This is a genomic window from Actinacidiphila oryziradicis (assembly GCF_005047355.1).
Lineage (GTDB): Bacteria > Actinomycetota > Actinomycetes > Streptomycetales > Streptomycetaceae > Actinacidiphila > Actinacidiphila oryziradicis.
Window position 1 is genome coordinate 1 of sequence record NZ_SUMC01000073.1, and the last position, 19701, is coordinate 19701.

The window sequence follows — 19701 nt, forward strand, 5'->3', positions numbered from 1 at the left end:
AGGTGCTGTCGATGACGATGCGCCCCACTCCGAGCCGCAGTGCGGTGGTCAGGTCCTCCGGGCTCTTGGCGTTCCCGTGCATCACGATCCGCTCCGGCGGGAACCCGGTGGTGACGGCGAGCTCCAGCTCCCCGGCGGAGCAGACATCCAGGCCCAGCCCCTCCTCCCGCACCCAGTGCGCGACGGCGCGGCACAGGAACGCCTTGGCCGCGTAGAGGACGTCGGCGTCCGGGAACGCCGCCCGGTATGCGCGGCAGCGGTCCCGGACTTCGTGTTCGTCCAGGACGTACAGCGGGGTGCCGAACTTGTCGGCGGCCTCGGCCAGGGACACTCCGCTGACGGTGACATCGCCGGTCGCGGTGGGCCGGGCGGAGGCGGGCCATACGGACAGCGCGTCGGCGTCGGCCGGTAGCGGCGCTGCCGTGGTGGTGACTGGTGACAGTGAGATCGTCATGGTGTCCCTCTCAGCCGATCAGCAGGTTCAGGCACGAGACGACGGCCGCCGCACCGGCCACCCGCAGGACGCCGATGCTCTGCGCATCCCAGTCGTGCCACGCACTCGCCCTGACGGTGGGGGCAGACGCGGGCGCGGGGGCGGTGAACTGCGGGTCGACGGTGAGGGTGGTGACGCCCAGCGGCGTGGCGAGGGCCCGCAGTGCGGGGGCGGAGAGCTTGATCCAGGCCTGGCCGTCGCCCAGGGTGGCGGTGAGTCGCTGTTCGGTGGTGAAGCCGACGGCTGTGCGGCCGCCGAGCGGCGTCCGGAAGAACCGGGCCGCACAGCCCGTAGGTCCCGGCCGGACAGGGACGAGGAGCAGCCCGGCCGGGACGGGTTCTGAAGGCTCGGGGTCCTCCGCGAGAGGGTTCTGGAACATGGCGTTCCTCCTTGCAGGAAGACGGAATGCGCCGGTGCGGCACGATGACCGCGAACGCTCGTATGACGCTATGCCCGCTGGTCCGGGCCCTGACCCCACCCCTGACGCGACCTTGATGCGGGTATCCGGAAGCCCTGACGCGCCCCTGACGCTCGGGGGCGCACTCGACGACTGCGGCGGGCGGCCGATGCCGGAGCACGGCGTAGTCAGCCCCGTTCGCAACGCGACACAGATTCCTGAATTCAGGATTTCCTGTACTGTTGTGGTGTGCTGACCATCGCTCCCGAGGTCGAGGTGCTGGCGCGCTTCGGCCGCGCGCTCGCCGACCCCATCCGCTGCCGCCTGCTGCTCGCTCTGCGTGAGGCCCCGGCCCACCCCTCCGACCTGGCCGACCGGCTCGGGATTTCCCGCCCCCGGCTGTCGAACCATTTGGCGTGCCTGCGGGACTGCGGTCTGGTCGTCGCCGTCCCGGTGGGCCGTCGGATGCGCTACGAGCTGGCCGACCTCCGGCTCGGGCACGCACTCGACGATCTGCGCACCGCAGTGGTGGCGGTCGAGGCCGACCGCAGCTGTCCCGACGCGGAGGAGAAGGGCTGCTGCTGATGGCGTCGTCCATATCCCTGGGGCCGTCCCCGGCCCGTCGTGACGCGCTGAGCCGCCGCGTACGGCTGCTGGTCGCCGCGACGATCACCTACAACGTCGTCGAGACCGTCGTCGCCATCACCGCCGGGACGCTGGCCTCCTCCACCGCACTGGTCGGCTTCGGCCTGGACTCCGTCATCGAGGTCTCCTCGGCCGCCGCGGTCGCCTGGCAGTTCTCCGCCCGTGAGCACGCGGTGCGCGAAGCCCGCGAAAAGACCACCCTACGGATCATCGCGCTCTCGTTCTTCGCCCTCGCCGCCTACGTCAGCGTCGACGCCGCCCGCGCGCTGGCCGGCACCGCGCAGGCCGGCCGCTCGGTCCCCGGCATCGTGCTCGCAGCCTTGTCGCTGGCGGTGATGCCGTTCCTGTCCGCCGCCCAGCGCCGGGCCGGACGCGAACTCGGCTCGGCCTCGGCGGTCGCGGACTCCAAACAGACCCTGCTGTGCACCTACCTGTCGGCGGTACTGCTGGCCGGCCTGGTCGCCAACGCCACCCTGGGCTGGTCGTGGGCCGACCCGATCGCCGGCCTCCTCATCGCGGCCGTGGCGGTCAGGGAGGGCCGTGGCGCCTGGCGCGGCGAGGGCTGTTGCGCGGCTCCCGCCGCCGCGATGGGTGCCTGCGGCTGCCAGCCGGGCTGCGCCTGCTGCACCTGATCGGTCGACGTGGCCGTGCGCCCGGTGTTGGCTGCTGACGTCGGCGCGCGCCGAGCGGGTGGCCCGCTTCTACCGGCGGCTGGGCTGGTACCAGGCCATTCCCCCCGCCCCTGAAGGCAGTGGCCTGGCGGTTGGGACGGCAAAGGTCAGGACGTCCAGGAGGCAGTCGCCCTGATTCGGCCCCGACTGCCGAAAGTCGTTGCGGTATTGGCCGGCCCGGACCGCATGGCATGTGCACCGCATGAGTCTGCGCCGAACGGTGAGGAAGCGCCTGGAGGAATACCCGCAGGTCAGAACCGCTTCAGTTGAAGATCGCAAAGCGTACCTAGCAATGTCAGACATCTTCCGGATCCGATGGAGTGCGTGGGCTTGCTGCCCTCCGGCAAGTTTTGTCTCGCCTGGTCCCCTACCGCCCCGTGGGCATCCTGCATCAGGTTGCCGGGATGTCGCGGTGGACCAATCCCTGGCGGTGGGCCGCGGCCAGGCCGGCGGCTGCCTGAGCGGCGATGTCAGCGACGCGCTTGGGGGCTGAACCCGGCACCAAGTCATCAACCCGGCGATCACCTCAGCCGTCCAGACCGCCGAGCCAAGCTGACAACGCCGATCGGCCTGTTCCAGGGGCACCGCTTTCCGGGATCGTGGTGAACTGTCCACGCGGGAGTCGGCTGACGGTCCAACTGCGGCGGCGCCGCTGTGGGATACGAGGCGGCCGGATCCGGGGCGCTATGGGATTGGCGGGGGAGGTGGCTTGGGGGAGCGCGTCGGGGAATGTGCCGAAAGTGATGGTGGCGTCAATACAGGTGAGGGCTGGGCCGGTCGCCCCTTCATTTTCCCTACGGTGCCGTAGATTTCGGTTCCCGGTTAAGCACGCTGGGTGTTCCGAGCCAGGCATGGGGAAGCACAGGAGGAGATCGTGGCAGTCTCACTGTCCAAGGGTGGCAACGTCTCGCTCACCAAGGAGGCGCCGGGCCTGACGGCCGTCACGGTCGGTCTCGGCTGGGACGTCCGTACCACCACCGGTACCGACTTCGACCTCGATGCGAGCGCGATTGCGGTCAATCCGAGTGGCAAGGTCTACTCCGACGGCCACTTCGTCTTCTTCAATAACAAGGAGACGCCCGACCAGACCATTGTTCACACCGGCGACAACCGCACCGGCGAGGGCGGCGGCGACGACGAGCAGATCAACGTCAGCCTGGCGGGCCTGCCGGCCGACGTTGACAAGATCGTCTTCCCGGTCTCGATCTACGATGGCGAGACCCGCAGCCAGAACTTCGGCCAGGTGCGGAACGCGTACATCCGCATCGTCAACCAGGCCGGCGGCGCGGAGATCGCCCGTTACGACCTGAGCGAGGACGCGGCGACCGAGACTGCCATGGTCTTCGGCGAGCTGTACCGCAACGAGGCGGAGTGGAAGTTCCGCGCCGTGGGCCAGGGCTACGCCTCGGGACTTACCGGGATCGCCTCCGACTACGGCGTCAACGCCTGACGCCCTCCGTCACCCGCCGGGCCCGGCACTCCCAGACGGCCCCGGCGAGACTCTGCCGTCCACGTCCACGTCCCCGACCACGTCCACGTCCCCGCGCCTGCGTCATCGCACGCGCGCACAGTCACTCACGGGATCTCGGCTGCCGAAGCCCGCTGCGCCGTCCGCGACCAGGGCGACGCCGCGCCGGCGGAGTCACCGGCGGCCTGGCCGGGGGCGGTGCGGGCATCGGCCGGGTGTCCCTGCCGGTCCAGGCCCGGACCGGCACCACCATCGATATCGAACCCATAGGGGGACAGACATGACCAGCCCATGGGAGCCGTTGCCGGACAGCCAGACGGTGTGGGCCGCCTACCCGCTGGTCTATCTGTTCCACATGCTGGCCTTTTTGTCGTGATCTCCAGCTAATGCAACGCCGACAGTCGCCCCGACCGCGTCAAACGGCTGGGCACCGGCATCACCGTCCCGTACGTCGTCTTCGAGCTGGCCTACAACCTCTTCACCGGCGTCGCCGGCGGCAACGAGTTCGCCAGTGCCTCGGCGAGATGGCTCTTGCCCGTGCCAGGCGGGCCGGTGACGGCAAGGTTCTCCGCGCGGCCGATCCATTCCAGCGTCATCAGGGCTTGCTGGGTCGGGGCCGGGATGGAGGAGTCCGCCTCGCGCCAGGAATCGAAGGTCTTCCCCGACGGCAGTTGGGCCTGTTTGCGGTGGTTGCGGCGGGTCGCCTCGTCGCGGCCCCGGATCTCCGCTTCCAGCAGGATGCGGACGACCTCGGCGGGGTCCCAGCGCTGGGAGCGCGCGGTGGCCAGCACGTCGGAGGCGGCCCGGCGCAAGTACGGAAACCGCATCCGCCTCAGGACGGCTTCGAGTTCGGCCGGGATCGGCGGAGCCTGCGGCGGCGGCGGGAGCGGGGACGGGACCAGCTCGGGCGGACCGGCGACAGCGGTGGTGGTCATCAGTAACTTCCTTCTCCTGGCGGGCTGTTCGGGCTGCCGGTCCCGGGCCGCGAAGCGGCCCGGGACCGGGGGATCAGGTGGCCTTGCGGCCGAAGTCGGCCCAGGCGGAGGTGCCGGGCTGGGCGGAGTGGGCTTCGTCGGCGACGACCAGGTCGGCAGGGCGGGTGCCGTGCCGGCGGTGCTGGACGATGGACATCAGGTCGTCCTCGGCGAACCGGCCGGCGGTCGCGGCGAGTCCGAGGGCGATGTCGACCTCGCCGGTGCCGACCAGGGCGGCGAGTTCGACTGGTCATCCGGATCGACCGGGACACGGTCCCCGCTCCGATCGTGCTTGACGGCAGCATCCTGGTGCGCCTTGACGCCCGCAACGTGCGCGCCAGCCGCACCGTGATGGCGGCCATGCTCTCGCAAGCCACTGGCATTCGGCCCGTGCCGCGGCTGGGGCACGCCATGCGCGGGCCAGCAAACCACCGTACGCCGGTGAGCCCGGATGCGAACGTCCAGCAGCCGGATCTGCTGCTCCGGGCGGTTCCCCCTGAGCACCAGCCACCGGCGGAGCCGTCTGGCAACCGGGATGCCGACCCGACTGATCTTGGCTCTGCACCGGACGCGGATGGACCTGCTGATCCAGACGCTGTCCAAGCTCGTCCAGGACAGACCGAGCTTCGACCTCACGCCGTGGCAGGTTGCCCGGGCCACCAGCCGCGAAGTTGTCCTGGAGCTCTCAGCCACCGGAACGCAGGAGGAGCAGAGCAGCGGGCGGGTGGTGTGCCGGGTGGCAGCCGCGGTCACCGACTTCGGCCTGGAGGTCTGCTGCGACCTAGTGCTCTGGCTGGACGGCACGGTCGTCCCGTGGGGCTTCGTCCAACAGTCCCTCCTGACAATGGTGCCGGCGGTCGCCGATGTCCTGCTGCCCGAGACCGTAACCGCCGCGATCGGGGACGCGACGGTGCCGCCGCCGGTCGTGGAGATCCACCTGTCGACGCACCGGTACGGGGAGCAGGATCGGCCGGTTGAGCACGTCGTCGATGTCACCACCATCGGCGCCCGGGAGGACGCTCGGCCGTTCTACGGCACAGGCGAGGTCCTGGACGAAACTCTCATGGACGGCGACGACTGGGCTCCGGCGGTGATCGACGCACTCGCCGTGATGGCCATGGACTGGGGTTTCCCCAGCCCCGTCTTCCACGATCAAGGGCTCTCTTTCCGCCCCGGACGGAGGGAGTAAGACCCCGCCTGCTGGGCTGCGGTGGGCCGCTGCTCGTCCACGCCGACCCGTGTCGGCAGTCCATATCCCGCCCGGCCAGGAACTTGCCCAACCCAGCGGCCAGGCGCTCCAGTGCCTCTTCGAGCAGCCGGACTTGCTCTGCGCCGTGCTGTCCGCCCTTCGGGGTCGACGCAATTCGCCCCCCGGAAGCGGCAGCGAGGGCCCTGGCCGGGAGGGGCCCTCGCGTTCCTGGGTGTGCAGGCCCGGCAGCAAGCGGTCAGGGGCAGAAGCGAGACAGGAACCGGTTGGCCTTGCGTTCGGCTTCGGCGGAGGCTTCGGCCGCCCCCACGCGGCGCTGCTCCCCACGAAGATCGCCCGCATCATCGTGCCCATCTTCCTGGAGCCCGGCGAGGACCCGGACGACATGGTCGCCTCAGCCTCGTTCCGCCCCCTTGTAGCCGTCCTTCAGGGGCTCCGCTCACATGATGAGCGACTCGTTGAGCAGCTCGCGTCCCGCGCCCTCTCGCCCGGCAGCCAGGAGCGGCGCACGCACGTGAAGCGCGATGACGACGGGCGGATCGTCGGGGCCGGCGGCGAGGGCGAGGACGACCAGGAGCAGGACGACACCGAGGGCGCGGTGGAGTCGGCCCTGCTGCACCTCTCCAGCCCGCGCGACGCCGCCACCATCGCGGCGTTCCTGGGCACCCGCGTCTACCGGTCCGAGTCGCTGGTGTGGCTGGAGGGCTACCAGGCGCTGCGCCGGTGGCGGGCCGAGAACGGCATCACCGGCCTCCACGCCGTGCCCTACGACGTTGAGGTCGAAGTGGGGTCACGAAGGCTTTTCCGCTTGGCAGGTGGGTGCATCAGCAGCGGCGCGCGTACCGGTCCGGGGAACTGGAGCAGCACCGCAAGGAGCAGCTGGACGACGAAGGCATGGTGTGGGAGCCGGCGATGAGGCGTGGGAGACCAAGCTCTCCGCACTTCGCTCGTACCGGCGTGCCCACGGGCACCTTGCCCCGCGCCAGGACGCCGTGTGGGGCGAGACGGAGGCCGGCCAGCAGCCGGTCGGGCAGCACATGGCCAATCTCCGGCGGAAGGGCGGCCTGGGCAAGGACCCGGAGCGGGCCGAGGACCGCGCCAAGCAGCTGACGGCCATCGACCCGGACTGGAACTGCTCGTGGCCGCTGGATTGGCAGCGGCACTACCGCGTCCTCGCCGACCTGGTCGACGCCGACGGCACCCTCCCCGACATCCAACCCGGCGTCCTCTTCGAAGGCGATGATCTGGGGAAATGGCTGGAGCGGCAGGCCCGCGACTGGACGCAGCTCTCCACCGAACAGCAGGAACGGCTGACCGGGCTGGGCGTGAAGCCCGCTGAGCGGCCCTCTCCGACCCCGGCCAAGAAGAGCGCGGCGGGGCGGGTCCGGGCAAGCTGTCGGAGGCGTTCCAGCGGGGCGTGTCGGCCCTGGCGCAGTACATCCAGTGTGAAGGGACGCACGCCGTCGGGCGGTCGCACACCGAGCGGATCGTCATCGACGACCAGGAGCACCATGTGAAGCTCGGCATCTGGGTCTCCAACACCAAGAGCCGACGCGACAAACTCACCGACCCGCAGCGCGCCGCCCTCGCCGAACTGGGCGTGGAGTGTGCGTGACATGGTGTCCGGGCGGTCGTTGAACCGGCCGAACACACCAGTGCACAGAGACCCCGGGACGTCATGGCAGATTCCCGGGATCTCGTGCTGTCTCAAGCGCGGAAAGGCCGGCCAGGCCGGTGTCGAGCAGGATGCGGTCGACGGTCTCGGTCAGGGCGCTGTCGGCGCCGATGACGGTCTCGATGCCGCCGGGCAGCAGGTCGAGTTCCCGGTACCTGTCGCGCAGCTCCGTCTCGCTCCGCGATCGGCTTGGTCGCGTGGCGGGCGAGGGTTTCCTCGAACGGCACGTGCAGGTAGTAACCGTGGGTCGGGCCGCGATGGTCGACGCGCAGCTGGGCGACCATGGCGCCGTAGTGGCCGGCGTAGAGGATGCCCTCCTGGACGACGTGATACCCGGCGTCAGGGCGTAGCGGGCGACGGTGTCGATCAGGCGGTCGCGTTCACGCAGGACGACCCTGCGGAGGTTGTCCTGGCCCACGAGGGCCAGGCCGCGGCCGAAGCGGTCACGGATGCCGGCCGCAACGGACGACTTGCCCGAGGCGCTGTTGCCGTGCAGGACGACCAGCCTCGTGTCTTCGGTGCCCACCATCACCCGCGCGAGGCTACCGGCGGCCACTGACAATGCCGGGGACGTCGGCGAGGGCCTGCGACGCGGTTGCAACGCGCGCTCCAAAGGCTCTTTGAGTGGGCATCTATGCAGTTCAGGAGTGACTGGTCATCGGGCAGCGTGTCCTAGAAGGGTGCCTGCGGTGTAGGTGATGGCCATGGCCAGGGCGCCTCCGGCGACGTTGCGCACGATGGCGGCTCGGATGGGTGCGGCGCCCAGGCGGGCGCTGATCCAGCCGCACAGGACCAGGGCCGCCAGCACTGAACCCACGGTAGTGGGCAGCCGCAGTGCGGCAGGTGGCAGCACCATCGCCAGCAGGGGCAGCAGGGCACCGATGGCGAAAGACCGGAAGCTGGCCCCAGCAGCGTGCCAGGGGTTGGTCAGCGCACCGGGGTCGATGCGCAGTTCGGATTCCGCGTGGGCGCCCAGGGCGTCGTGGGCGGTGAGCTGTTCGGCGACCTCAACGGCCAGGTCGGCCGACAGGCCCTTGCCCTGGTAGAGGGCGGCCAGTTCGGCCAGTTCCTCCCGGGGGTCCTGGGCGAGTTCCCGGCGTTCCAGGTCCAGGGAGGCCTGTTCGGAGTCGCGCTGGGAGCTGACCGAGACGTACTCGCCCGCGGCCATCGACAAGGAACCGGCCAGCAGTCCGGCCAGTCCCGCGCTCAGCAACGCCTGCGGGGAGGTGGTAGCGCCGGCGACGCCGATCACCAGGCCCGCGGTGGACACGATCCCGTCGTTGGCCCCCAGCACCCCGGCGCGCAGCCAGTTCAGCCGGGCACCGCTGTCCCGGTGGTGCGGCTCACTGTGGGATCGGGCTCCGGGATCCTGGCTGGCGGGGCTCTGGTCACTCATGGACTGCGTTCTTCCCTGGGTTGGTGGGTGGTTGGAGGGTGCCTTGGGCCGCTCGGGTGGCGGCTGGTCCGCCGCCGGGGCCGCGCAGGATGTTGCTGGATCTGATGGAAAACCGCTCGTTCGGCCACTGGCTGACGATTCGGTCGGCGCCCTCAGATCGACAGTGACGGCCGGAGGCCGTGCCGGGGAGCGGCTTGCTCACGCGGTTCGGCTGACACCACGGCGGATGCCTGCGGGGGCGGAGGCGTGGTGGGACGCGTCCGGTGAGGTCAGAAGTCAACAGCGGGTACGCCAAGCACAGCGGCGTGTTAGAGGGCAGGAGTGGGGACTTCTGGCGCATGCCATGCCGCGAGGCTATACGGGGTGCCGTGCGAGCGGCTGATCCAGGTCGTTGGCTGCGATCCACTCCTCGATCAGGCCTATCTTCACGCGGGCGTCCCGAGCCAGCTCCTCGCGCGAGGCGCCGGCACACCAGGCAGCAAGCACGGCAAGTCGCAAATCCCCGACGCGTGTTGCCCGGCCGGCCACGAGCGCTTCGGCGGAGCCAGCCGTCAATGCCTGGGCGTCTTCGGTCAACTGGTCCGCCGCCTGGCGCACCAGGAGCCGGGCTTCTTGGAGGTGCCTGTCGTTCATCAGCTTTCTCCCTTCCGGGCGGCACACGGTCGGTCACGTCATCCCGGCGGGGCTGCGCACGCGGTGGAGCTGCCGTCGCCGCCACGCGCTGCGTTGCCCAGAGCCTGCTGGGCGAGGCGGACGGCGAACGGCAGTGCCAGTTGGACGAGTATCCCTGCCCCTGCAGCGTCGGCGGCAATCCCCGCGGCGGGCTCCGCGTAGGAGAGGGCACGCCGCACAGCGGCAGCGTTCCACGCCCGGCGCGCGTGGTGCAACGCGGGCCGGAGGAGATCGTTGATGGGGACCTCGGGCACGGGGATGGTCAGTATGCCGTTGGCCGCGTCGGCACGCGTCCAGGTCAGTTCGATGCGCATGGCTGTCTCCCTTGGGGACAAGCCTGATCGCGTGCGGTCGCGCGTGCCGCTGCCCTCCGCCGTCGCACACCTCGGAGCCATCCCCGGGCGGGGCGGCGGGGGGATTCCGTGGGTGGAAGGCGGGTGAGGGCGTCAGTCAGCGAGCGCGTGGGCCGCGATCAAGGGTGATGGATGAGCATGCCCGGGAGCGGGCTCTGGACTGGGCCAGGGACTCATTCCCCTCACCTCCTCGCGGCCAGGACACACACGGGTGTCATCGAGCGGGCGGAGGAGCCCCCGCTACGGGAGGGCACCTCTCTCGTTGAGCTTCAGCACTGCGCGGCGTATTCCCGGCCGGGGCCGGGAAGCCACTTGGGCTCACCCCTTTCTCCGAGGTGAGCTGTCCTGACCTGGGGCGTCTCTCGACGTTTGAGGTCAGTGGCCTGTGTCCACGCAGACGCCTCGCCTAACGAGGTGCGTACACATCTGAAGGATACCCTGCTGAATGTTGCTAAGGCGGACATGAAGGGGTGAGAGGAACATAACACGATGAGAATGTCCAATAGCGGCGAGAACCTCCAGTTGTCGGATAGTGCACCCGCCCGGAGTCAGGCACGTTGCGCCTTCGTCACCGCGCCGATACCTCCAGGAGCTGTTCTCGCGTGCCAGGCGAAGGACCAGGGCGCGGATCGATCGGACCGTGGGCGGACGGCCGCGCCGCCTCGGTACGCAGGTCGCGGCATGCCGCCGTTTGAGCAGGTCGCGGTGCCAGCGCAAGCGGCGGCGGTGGTGGCGTGGTCGGCGACGTCGCGCAGGTAGCGTGGCAGTTCCTCGTCGGTGCCGTACTTTTCGAATCCGGCGGTCAGTCCGTCGAGGATGTCCAGCAGCGGGCGGGTGGCGCGCTGGAACTCCACGACCTCGCGTGAGAGTTCGTAGATCCGGCGGGAGACCTTGGGGTCGCCGCGAAGACCTCGGTCTCGATCTCGTCGATGTCGTTCTGCAGCCCGGCGATGACCGGGGCGTAGCCGTCGACCACCGCGTCGAGCACCGCGTACAGCACTGCTTCCGGCCCCAGGGCGAGCAGGTCGGGGTCGTCCTCCAGCCAGCTCCGTACTGCTGCCAGGTCCGGGGCCTGGGAGTGCCGGACGGTCAGCACGAACTCCGGGCCGACGAACAGGTGTATCTCCCCGAAGTCGACCTCCTCCACGTCGTCGAGGTAGCGGGCGGCGCGCAGCACCACGAACAGGGTGTCACCGTAGCGTTCCAGCTTGGGCCGCTGGTGGGCGACGATGGCGTCCTCCACCGCCAGCTCGTGCAGGCCGAACCGCTCGGCGACGGCCAGCAGTTGGGCCTCGGCGGGCCGGTACAGCCCGATCCAGGCCAAGGTGCCGGCCTTGCCGGGCAGCTCCTGGTAGATCTCCTCCAGCGTCGCGGGCGACGCGACCCTACGCCCCTCGCGGTATACCGCGGCGTCCACCACACTGCGCTCCAAGGACACCTCGGCGCGCACCTGGGATTCCGCCCGCGGGTCCATCGAGTGCTCGGGGGCCACCACGCCTCCGTCGCCGTTTCCCCGCTCGGCCGAGCGGGGAAACGGCCGCTTGCCCGCGCGTACCGCGCGCCCACGCCAGTCCGACATGACACGAACCTCCAGAGGCAGGAACGCCCGCCGCGAGTCCCCGCACGCCGCCGGTGCGCGACGGCCCGGCGGGGCACGTAGAGCAACGGCGACCAGCTGGTGCTTAAGGCGGGAGGCACCCGGCGGCGACCCGCCACCGCAGACCCCGGTACCGCCGCGCAGACCTGGGTGTCAGGAGAAGGCGAGAAGGCGAGGTGACGCGCAGGAAGGCTGGTGCCGTGTGCCGGAAGAAGACGAGAACATCCCGGGGCAGGGCCTACTTCGACCCGGACTACTGCACTCACCGCTCTCACCTCCTTGCCGTCGGGACGCCGACAGCGTCGCCCGATCGCGGCAGCAGGAGGCCCCGCCCGCGTCGCGGACGGCGCACCCCTTTGATGTCGTCAGAGCTTTGGCACTTTGGCACGCCACGGCGTAGCGCCCGGGAACCCGGGCGCAGCCACTTGGGGTCACCCCTTAGGCCGGGGAGACCTGTCCTGACCCTGGGCGTCTCTCGACGTCGTGGGGTCAGTGGCCTGTGTCCGTGGCGACGCCTCACCGAACGAGGTGCCCTCACAACCGTGGCAAGACGGGCGGGGCGCCGATCCTCGCGTCGGGTCCGCGCGGTCACCGTCGTGGCGGTCGTGGCCCGACGAGGACGCGGATGCGACGGTGCATGCCGTACCCGAGCAGGACTGCGGCGACGAGCAGGACCAGTCCGATCCGCCGGTCCGGCCTGCTGGCGACGACGACCGTGAGACCGATGTCGGCCGCGGCGATGAGGAGGATCGCCAGTGGGTAGCGCCAGCGGCGGCGCCGGCCGGTGGGCGGTTTACCGGCGAGGGCCACCACCGCGACTGCGGCGGTCACAGTGGCGAGCGCCGCGGAGTGCAGCAGATCATCGTGCATAGCCGGGCCCACGGCACACATCGTGCCGGTCGAGTTCCCGGTCGCGCTGCATCCGCGCCGGACGCGCGTTGCCACGAACCCAGGTCCGGTTGATCTTTCGTCCGGGCCGGAGTACTGGTGCACCAGCCTCGCTCGGAGTGTCAGTCGTGGGGCGGGAGGTTGCCGAGCTGGTGGTCGGCCGGCCTGAGGGCTTCACCGACCAGCGCTTGAGGTGTCCGTGCCGCAGGGCGTAGATCACCCGGCGGCCTTCCTTGCGGGCGGTGACCAGTCCGACCAGGCGGAGCCGGGCCAGGTGCTGGCTCACCGACAGCCGGGCCACCCCGCACGCCTCGGCAAGGGGCGTGCGGTCGTGTTCGACCCAGGTTGCGCTCTTCAGCCCCAGGAAGAGGCCGTCGTCGTAGCGTTCGAGCTTGGGGCGCTGCCGGGCGGTGCCGGGTCAAGACTGGGCAATCGGGTGCGGGTGCGGTCCGGCGGGGGTCTACACTGGTGGAGGTTTTGAAGAGGCACCTCGTTCGGTGAGGCGTCTTCACGGACACAGGCCACTGACCCCACGACGTCGAGAGACGCCCAGGGTCAGGACACCTCTCCCCGACCTAAGGGGTGAGGCCAAGTGGCTTCCCGCTCCCCGCGGGATTACGCCGTGGAGTGCCAAAGCTCTGACGAGTTGGGGTGAGCCGGCCGTATCGGGCAGGCCTGCTCCTTGCCGAGTCGATGATGACGCGCATGTGTTCGCGTCCCCGGCCGGAAGGAGGCGAGAGATATGGATTGCAGTTGCAGTAGTCCGGGCCACGATAGGCCCCTCATCCGTCTGTCCTCGCATTCTTCCGGCACGCGGTAACCACCTCCCCTGCACGGCCCCTGGGGGCCGTGATGATCCCTGCTCTGTCACGGCCCCTGGCCATGATGGCGGGTTGTCCTGTGCGCGCACGGCGTGCAGGGGTGATGACTGCTGCGTGCCCCTTGACCTCCCCCGTATTGGGGGGCTGGGAGGCACATCATGACCAACCTCACGACGACTACGGTTCCGGCGCCGCGCGCGGCGGTGCTGGACGACGCGCACGTCGGTGACATCCGCGGTGCGCTGGGCACCATCCGGCTGGACGACACCGCGCCGCGCAAGGGGTTGTCGGCGAAGCTGAAGACGCTGCTGGCGATCGTCGGGCCCGGCCTGATCGTGATGGTCGGCGACAACGACGCGGGCGCGTTCGGCACCTACACCCAGGCCGGGCAGAACTATGGCACGCGGCTGCTGTGGACGCTGCTCCTGCTGGTCCCGGTGCTGTATGTGAATCAGGAGATGGTGCTGCGGCTCGGGGCGGTGACCGGGGTGGGGCACGCCCGCCTGATCCTGGAGCGGTTCGGCAAGTTCTGGGGCGCGTTCAGCGTGATCGACCTGTTCCTGCTCAATGCGCTGACGATCGTGACGGAGTTCATCGGCGTCTCGCTCGCGGTCACCTATCTCGGGCTGCCGAAGACGGCGAGCGTGCTGGTGGCCGCGGCCGTGGTGATCGCGGCTGCGTCGACGGGGTCGTTCCGCCGGTTCGAGCGGACCGCGATCTTCCTGTGCATCGGCTCGCTGCTGCTGGTACCGATCTACTTCCTGGTGCACCCGGCCACCTCCCAGATGGCCCACGACTTCACCGTGCCCGGCATGCCGCACGGCGCCAAGCTGTCGGATGTGATGCTGCTGATCATCGCGATCGTCGGCACCACCGTCGCGCCGTGGCAGCTGTTCTTCCAGCAGTCCTACGTGATCGACAAGCGGATCACCCCGCGCTTCATGCGGTACGAGAAGGCCGACCTGTGGATCGGCATCGTCATCGTCGTCATCGGGGCGGCGGCCATGATGGGCTTCACAGCCGCCACCTTCGCCGGGACCAAGAGCGCGGGCAGCTTCACGGACGCGGCCGGGATCGCGCACGGCCTGCAGACGCACGCGGGCAAGGTGGCCGGGGTGCTGTTCGCGGTGGCGCTGCTGGACGCCTCGATCATCGGGGCGTCGGCGGTATCACTGTCCACCGCGTACGCGGTGGGCGATGTGCTGGGCATGAAGCACTCCCTGCACCGCGGGGTCAAGGGCGCCAAGGGCTTCTACGCGATCTTCGCCGGACTCGTCCTGACCGCCGCGACGATCGTCCTGATCCCGGGCTCGCCACTGGGGCTGCTCACCGAGGGCGTGCAGACCCTGGCCGGAGTGCTGCTGCCGTCCGCGTCGGTGTTCCTGCTGCTGCTGTGCAACGACCATGCGGTGCTGGGCCCCTGGGTCAACGGCCGTTGGACCAACGCCTTCACCTCGGTCGTGGTCGCCGTCCTGGTCACCCTGTCGGTCATCCTCACCGCCTCGGTGCTGTTCCCCGGCCTGACCTCCGCGGCGATCCTGGACATCATGGCGGTCTGCGGCACCGCCGGGCTGCTCGCGCTCGGCTACGCGGAGGCGCGCCGCTACCGCAAGGGCTGGGCCCGCACCGGCCGCCCGGTCGACCGCACCGGCAAGGACAACTGGCGGATGCCTCCGCTGTCGGAGCTGCCCGCCCCGCGGATCTCCACCGGCCGCAAGATCGGGCTCACCGCACTGCGTACGTACCTGCTGATCGCCATGGTGCTGGTGATCATCCGCATTGTGCAGCTGGCCCTGGGCCACTGACCTCCCGCACCGGTGCCGGGGCGGCACCGACACGCCGCCCCTGCCCCGTGAAGAATCCGAACCCGCTCCCGATCCTGAGGGAGGTGTGCCACATGCACGCCCTGACCACCGTTGACTTCCTGCTCCGGCTCGCCACCGGCGTGGCCTGCGGCGCCCTGATCGGCATCGAGCGGCAGTGGCGGGCCCGGATGGCGGGCCTGCGCACCAACGCCCTGGTCGCCACCGGCGCCACCCTGTTCGTCCTCTACAGCGAGGCAATCGGGGACCCCGGCAGCCCCACCCGCGTCGCCTCCTACGTCGTATCCGGTATCGGCTTCCTCGGCGGCGGCGTGATCCTGCGCCACGGCGCCGGGGTGCACGGCCTGAACACCGCCGCCACCTTGTGGTGCTCCGCGGCCGTCGGCGTACTCGCCGCCTCCGGCAAACTCACCTTCGCCGTCCTCGGCACACTCACGGTACTGGCCGTACACCTCGTGCTGCGCCCGGCCGGGCACCTGCTGGACCGGGCCCCGGCCGCCGGCACCGACCCGGACGCCAGCGTCCCCGCCACAGTCCACCTGCGGTGCGAGCGCCGCACCGAGACCCACATCCGCGCCCTGCTCCTCCAGGCCCTAACAGCCTCCGGTCTGGCTCCGACCGGGCTGCGCGCCCACCGCGAGGGCGAGGACACCACCAGCGTGCGGGCCACCGTCTCCGTGGCCGGCGACGTCGCCTCCGCACTGGAACAGGTCATCGCCCGCCTGTCCCTGGAACCTGGCGTGCGCGACCTGCACTGGCATCTGGAAGGCGAAGAAGACCAGGGGTCCGCCCCGGCAGGGATCAGCTGCTGGCCTGAGAAGTAGACCGCCCCGCCGGTCCCCGGCCGCCGCAGACAAGGTGCCGATGGGCCCCGGGATACCGGCCCGCGCAGCGCGCCAGGGTGGACACAGGAAGGGAGGCGCGGCATGAAGACGGTACCCCACCCGCGCACCGGGGAAGGCGTGGCGGCGCTGGGCGTGCTCATGCTCGTCGTACTGGAGGTGGCCGCCCTCAGTGCAGCTCCGGCCCGGGACCGGCCGGTGGTCGGCGGCGCGCTGGTGGGCGCCGCCGCCTCGGCGTTCATCGTGGTCGGCGCCCTGTGGCACCACTACCGGCGGACTGCCGTCCGCCGCGTGCGCGGCGCCGGAAGACCTCGGTGAGGAGTGGTTCACCGCGCAGTCGCTGGAGGGCTTCCCGATGGAGGCCGTCCGCCCGCTGCTGCTGGGCCCGGACGCGTCGGCCTTGAACCGCCTGTACCTCGCGTGGATCTTCGCCACCCACGGCCACGACGCGGTCTGGATCGAACGCTACCTGGACCTGCCCGGCGAGGTGGTGCATGTGCTGGTGGACGCCGCTCACCAGCGGCCCTGATACGCGATGGCGTGTCAGGCGCCGCCGAGCCGGATCGCCTTGAGGAGCAGGAGCAGGGCGCTGAGGATCAGGTATCCGCGCAGGGCCGTCATCCCCAGCCTGGTGCCGGGGGACCACTCCACCGGCTTGAGTAGCGCCAGTGGCGGCATGCGCCAGGCGAGCTTGTCGGCGTGGGGCATCACCGGCGCCTGCCGCGACGGTACGCGGCGGCGGACGATCCGCAAGGCGACAGCGGAGGCGATCAGACCTGCGACCAGGGCGATCGTGAGCCAGATGGTGAGTTGGGTGACGTTGACGGAGGGGAAGAGCGTGGTGGCCATCAGCATGCCGGAGAGCATCAGCAGGACGGCGATGATGACGGTGGCCAGCATGTTCAGCCAGCGCGGGTTGGCCCAGGGGCCGAGCACCTCGGGGTCGTTGCACAGCAGCAGCAGGAACATGCTCGCTGAGGGCAGCAGCAGCCCGGCCAGGGCCTGGACGGCCTCGGTGATCAGGCCCAGCGGCGCGCCCGGGATCAAGACGATGGCAGCGGCCACCAGGACCAGCAGACTGTAGGAGGCGTAGAACTGCTTGGCCTCGCCGAAGCCCCGGTGCAGGGAGTGGCGAAGGTTGAAGACGTCGCCGAAGGCGTAACTGGTGGCCAGGGTCACCGCAGCGGCACCGATGATGCTGGCGTCCAGCAGCACGATGGCGAAGAGCACCCCCAGTACGTGGGCGTGGTGGCCGAGTGCCTCGGCGACCCCGGCGGCATCGGTGAAGTGGCCGTGCGCGCCCGTGCCCCGGGCGGCGAAGTCGGCGACCATGATCAGGGCCGCCGCGCCCGCCACGACCACAAGCGAGCCGATGACGGTGTCGGCGCGCTCGTAATCGATGAAGCGGGGGGTGATGCGCTTGTCGATCACGTTGGACTGCTGGAAGAACAGCTGCCAGGGGGCGACCGTGGTGCCGACGATCGCGATGATCAGCAGGATCGCCTCGCTGCTGACGCCGCCCTGAACGCTGGGCACCACGAAGTCGTGTGTGGCGTGCGCCCACCGGGGGTGGGACATCAAGGTCAGCGGGATGAGTAGCAGGCTGGCCGCGATGAAGGCGAACATGGCGCGCTCCCAGCGGCGGAAGGAGCCACTGGCGGCCACCGCGATCAGAACGACGGCGGCAACCGGAACGACGACGTAGCGCGAGACGCCGAGATAGCCGGCGGCCAGGGAGATGCCGATGAACTCGGTGACGATGGTCAGGAAGTTCAGCAGGAACAGGTCACCGACGCTGAACCACCCCCAGAACCGGCCGAATCGCTCGATGATCAGCCGGGCGTGGCCGACGCCGGTGACCGCGCCCAGCCGTACCACCATCTCCTGATTGACAATCAGTACCGGGATGAGGAGCAGCAGGACCCACAGCAGTGAGTAGCCGTAGTTCTGGCCTGCCTGGGCGTAGGTGGCGACGCCTCCTGCGTCGTTGTCGCCGACCATGACGATGATGCCGGGACCGACGATCGCCAGCAGGGTCAGCAGCCGGGCCTTGAGGCCGGGCCGGCCGCCCTGGATGTGCTCACGTGGGATACGGCCGAACGCGCCTTGGATCTCGCCGGGGCGGTCTTCGTCGAGGACGGCGCTGGGCCGTGCCGGGCGGGCCGGGGGCTCAGGACGGGCGGCAGGTTTGGCGGGCTTGGGCTCCCGGCGTTCGGCGGGACGCTCCTGCGGTCCAGGTGGACGCTTCGGCTCCGCCGGGCGGGGCTTGTCCGGTCCGCCTGGGTCCTCGGCCCGGCCGGGAGGCTCGGCGTGCTCTGGTCCGGGACGGGCCGGGCGATCCGGACGGGCGGGCTGCTCCGGACGGGCGGGCTGCTCCGGACCTCCCGCGCCACCGGTGGGCCGGTCGCGCTCGCTCATAGGGCGGGAGGAGCATCGTGCGGGGAACGGTCCGGGGTCAGTTCCTCCGGGCGATGGGCCGGGTGCGGGGCGGGCTCACGCCTGCGCCAGTCCTCGGGGATGACCACGTCGAGGACATCGTCGACCGTGATGACGCCCACGATGCGGTCCTCGTCATCGACCACCGGCACCGTAAGCAGGTTGTAGTCCGTCATCAACAACGCGACATCCTCGACGTCGGTGTCCGGCCCCGCCCGGACCGGATCACGGTCCGCCACCTCCTCCAGCCGGGCGGCCGGATCGGCCTGCAGCAGCTCCACCAGCGTGACGACGCCGAGCAGTCGCTTCTCCTGCCCGACGAGGTAGACGCTGGTCAACGCTTGCGGCTGCAGGGCGCGGGCCTCGCCCGCGGCCCGGAGCGCCTCCGCGACAGTGCTGTTTGCCGCCGCGGTGAGGACGTCGAGAGCCATCAGCCCTCCGGCGCTGGAGGGGTTGAAGCCCATCAAGGTCAGCACTTTGGTGCGCTGCCCGGCCGGGAGAGCGTCCAGGACGGGCCGGCGGCGGTGCTGCGGCAGCTCGTTGATCGCGTCCGCGGCGTCGTCAGCGCGCATACGGGCGATGACCTCGGCGATCTCGGCATCGGTCCGCTCGCGGAACAGACGGGTCTGCGAGTCCGGCTCCAGCTCCTCGAACACGTCGGCTTCGAGCTCCGGGTCGGCGTGGACCCTCTGCAGGATCTCCTGGGATTCGGTGTGGTTGGCTTCCTCCAGCAGGTCGGCGATATCCGCGGGTTTCAGCCGCCCCAGCCGTGCGAACGGCCCTCGTACCCGGGCGGACCCGGCATGCCCGATCAGCGGCTCGAAAGACTTCCAGTCCCGCCAGTCGGGCTGCCCGCCGCGTCCGCCCAGGACGCCCCACAAGCGCGGCGGCCGACGCGTGTCCAGGCACGTGAGCACCCATCCCTCGGGCCGCTGCGCCAACTCGATGTCATACGCCCGGACCAGCTCGACGTCCGCCACATCGATCACCCGGTGACCCAGCACGTCGGCGCGCAGCAGCACCTCGCCCTCACGCCGCTCGAAGTGGCGCAGGTCCACCCGCGGGCTGACCAAAGTGATCTTCTCCCCGTCCAGGTCCGCCACCTGCGCGGCGGGCAGGAAGAGCTCGCGCCCTCCCACGCGCGCCACCACCCCAGTGACCAGCGGATAGTCCCGCCCGCGCAGCCGAACGATGACATCGCGGAGACGACCCACAACCTCACCGTTGTCCCCTACCAGCGGCCGGCGAAGAAGCTCAGCCAGATGCACGACACACCCCATACCCCCAAACTAGACATATCAGCCCGTATCTGGATAGAAGGCGCGGTGGCGCGCCAGGGCAAG

The 19701-nt window shown here is 70.3% G+C and carries 18 protein-coding genes, 6 pseudogenes and 3 riboswitches; of the genes and pseudogenes, 9 read left to right on the top strand and 15 right to left on the bottom strand.

Annotated elements, in window-relative coordinates; genetic code table 11:
* Together FCI23_RS40590 and FCI23_RS40595 are read right to left on the bottom strand one after the other, a co-directional pair.
* A partial coding sequence (locus tag FCI23_RS40590; RefSeq protein WP_407646101.1) for a diaminopimelate decarboxylase family protein occupies positions 1-454 on the bottom strand: 454 nt, incomplete at its 3' end.
* 10 nt (positions 455-464) lie between these two features.
* Positions 465-872, bottom strand: coding sequence for an SAV_915 family protein (locus FCI23_RS40595; protein WP_136729153.1), 408 nt, complete (start codon positions 870-872; stop codon positions 465-467).
* A gap of 267 nt (positions 873-1139) precedes the next feature.
* Here FCI23_RS40595 and FCI23_RS40600 point away from each other — a divergent pair, with 267 nt between their 5' ends.
* Together FCI23_RS40600 and FCI23_RS40605 are read left to right on the top strand one after the other, a co-directional pair.
* Positions 1140-1475 (top strand): ArsR/SmtB family transcription factor, encoded by a 336-nt coding sequence (locus tag FCI23_RS40600; protein ID WP_136729154.1) that lies wholly within the window; start codon positions 1140-1142, stop codon positions 1473-1475.
* On the top strand, positions 1475-2167 hold the full coding sequence (locus FCI23_RS40605) for a cation transporter (RefSeq protein WP_136729155.1): 693 nt from the start codon (positions 1475-1477) through the stop codon (positions 2165-2167). The genes FCI23_RS40600 and FCI23_RS40605 overlap by 1 nt, the downstream gene beginning before the upstream one ends.
* Before the next feature lie 407 nt (positions 2168-2574).
* Here the strand turns inward: FCI23_RS40605 and FCI23_RS64145 are convergent.
* Positions 2575-2693 (bottom strand): annotated as a pseudogene (locus FCI23_RS64145) (serine/threonine protein kinase); the annotation flags it as partial.
* Between the two features lie 387 nt (positions 2694-3080).
* Here FCI23_RS64145 and FCI23_RS40615 point away from each other — a divergent pair.
* The gene (locus FCI23_RS40615) at positions 3081-3656 is read left to right on the top strand and encodes a TerD family protein (RefSeq protein WP_136729156.1); all 576 of its coding nucleotides are present in this window, start codon (positions 3081-3083) and stop codon (positions 3654-3656) included.
* Positions 3657-4141: 485 nt separating this feature from the next.
* Here the strand turns inward: FCI23_RS40615 and FCI23_RS40620 are convergent, their stop codons facing one another.
* On the bottom strand, positions 4142-4609 hold the full coding sequence (locus tag FCI23_RS40620; protein ID WP_246144544.1) for an ATP-binding protein: 468 nt from the start codon (positions 4607-4609) through the stop codon (positions 4142-4144).
* A 73-nt stretch (positions 4610-4682) separates the two neighbouring features.
* On the bottom strand, positions 4683-4805 hold the full coding sequence (locus FCI23_RS62670; protein ID WP_265737810.1) for a hypothetical protein: 123 nt from the start codon (positions 4803-4805) through the stop codon (positions 4683-4685).
* 378 nt (positions 4806-5183) lie between these two features.
* On the opposite strand from FCI23_RS62670, the gene FCI23_RS40630 reads away from it, so the two are divergent.
* Together FCI23_RS40630 and FCI23_RS40635 are read left to right on the top strand one after the other, a co-directional pair.
* The gene (locus FCI23_RS40630; protein WP_136729157.1) at positions 5184-5837 is read left to right on the top strand and encodes a hypothetical protein; all 654 of its coding nucleotides are present in this window, start codon (positions 5184-5186) and stop codon (positions 5835-5837) included.
* 343 nt (positions 5838-6180) lie between these two features.
* A pseudogene (locus tag FCI23_RS40635) lies at positions 6181-7470 on the top strand (Helicase associated domain protein); the annotation flags it as partial.
* Positions 7471-7531: 61 nt separating this feature from the next.
* Here FCI23_RS40635 and FCI23_RS40640 read toward each other — a convergent pair.
* From FCI23_RS40640 to FCI23_RS40675, 8 genes and pseudogenes are all read right to left on the bottom strand, one after another.
* Positions 7532-8059 (bottom strand): annotated as a pseudogene (locus FCI23_RS40640) (kinase).
* Between the two features lie 126 nt (positions 8060-8185).
* On the bottom strand, positions 8186-8926 hold the full coding sequence (locus FCI23_RS40645; RefSeq protein WP_136729158.1) for a VIT1/CCC1 transporter family protein: 741 nt from the start codon (positions 8924-8926) through the stop codon (positions 8186-8188).
* 354 nt (positions 8927-9280) lie between these two features.
* Positions 9281-9559, bottom strand: a complete 279-nt coding sequence (locus FCI23_RS40650; RefSeq protein ID WP_136729159.1) for a hypothetical protein — start codon at positions 9557-9559, stop codon at positions 9281-9283.
* A 38-nt stretch (positions 9560-9597) separates the two neighbouring features.
* Positions 9598-9912: a hypothetical protein gene (locus tag FCI23_RS40655; RefSeq protein ID WP_136729160.1), complete on the bottom strand. Its 315-nt coding sequence runs from the start codon at positions 9910-9912 to the stop codon at positions 9598-9600.
* A gap of 286 nt (positions 9913-10198) precedes the next feature.
* Positions 10199-10372, bottom strand: a riboswitch (M-box (ykoK) riboswitch).
* 152 nt (positions 10373-10524) lie between these two features.
* Positions 10525-10668, bottom strand: a pseudogene (locus FCI23_RS60900) (integrase); the annotation flags it as partial.
* An 11-nt stretch (positions 10669-10679) separates the two neighbouring features.
* Positions 10680-11530 (bottom strand): annotated as a pseudogene (locus FCI23_RS40665) (magnesium and cobalt transport protein CorA); the annotation flags it as partial.
* Between the two features lie 375 nt (positions 11531-11905).
* A riboswitch (M-box (ykoK) riboswitch) is annotated at positions 11906-12083 on the bottom strand.
* A gap of 53 nt (positions 12084-12136) precedes the next feature.
* Positions 12137-12430, bottom strand: a complete 294-nt coding sequence (locus FCI23_RS40670) for a hypothetical protein (protein WP_136729161.1) — start codon at positions 12428-12430, stop codon at positions 12137-12139.
* A 128-nt stretch (positions 12431-12558) separates the two neighbouring features.
* Positions 12559-12776: pseudogene (locus FCI23_RS40675) on the bottom strand (helix-turn-helix domain-containing protein); the annotation flags it as partial.
* 142 nt (positions 12777-12918) lie between these two features.
* Positions 12919-13094, top strand: a riboswitch (M-box (ykoK) riboswitch).
* A gap of 321 nt (positions 13095-13415) precedes the next feature.
* Between FCI23_RS40675 and FCI23_RS40680 the strand changes: the two are divergent.
* The 4 genes from FCI23_RS40680 to FCI23_RS57180 all read left to right on the top strand — a co-directional run bounded on the left by FCI23_RS40680 (position 13416) and on the right by FCI23_RS57180 (position 16451).
* The gene (locus FCI23_RS40680) at positions 13416-15062 is read left to right on the top strand and encodes an NRAMP family divalent metal transporter (protein WP_136729162.1); all 1647 of its coding nucleotides are present in this window, start codon (positions 13416-13418) and stop codon (positions 15060-15062) included.
* Between the two features lie 92 nt (positions 15063-15154).
* A complete protein-coding gene (locus tag FCI23_RS40685; RefSeq protein ID WP_136729163.1) occupies positions 15155-15904 on the top strand; it encodes an MgtC/SapB family protein in 750 nt (249 codons plus the stop codon).
* 102 nt (positions 15905-16006) lie between these two features.
* Positions 16007-16240, top strand: a complete 234-nt coding sequence (locus FCI23_RS40690) for a hypothetical protein (RefSeq protein ID WP_136729164.1) — start codon at positions 16007-16009, stop codon at positions 16238-16240.
* 37 nt (positions 16241-16277) lie between these two features.
* Positions 16278-16451, top strand: a complete 174-nt coding sequence (locus FCI23_RS57180) for a hypothetical protein (RefSeq protein WP_169317165.1) — start codon at positions 16278-16280, stop codon at positions 16449-16451.
* 14 nt (positions 16452-16465) lie between these two features.
* On the opposite strand, the gene FCI23_RS40695 is transcribed toward FCI23_RS57180, so the two are convergent.
* Both FCI23_RS40695 and FCI23_RS40700 read right to left on the bottom strand, forming a co-directional pair.
* The gene (locus tag FCI23_RS40695; RefSeq protein ID WP_246144545.1) at positions 16466-18340 is read right to left on the bottom strand and encodes an NRAMP family divalent metal transporter; all 1875 of its coding nucleotides are present in this window, start codon (positions 18338-18340) and stop codon (positions 16466-16468) included.
* Positions 18337-19572 (bottom strand): magnesium transporter MgtE N-terminal domain-containing protein, encoded by a 1236-nt coding sequence (locus tag FCI23_RS40700; RefSeq protein ID WP_246144546.1) that lies wholly within the window; start codon positions 19570-19572, stop codon positions 18337-18339. The genes FCI23_RS40695 and FCI23_RS40700 overlap by 4 nt, the downstream gene beginning before the upstream one ends.
* Positions 19573-19701 lie beyond the last annotated feature (129 nt).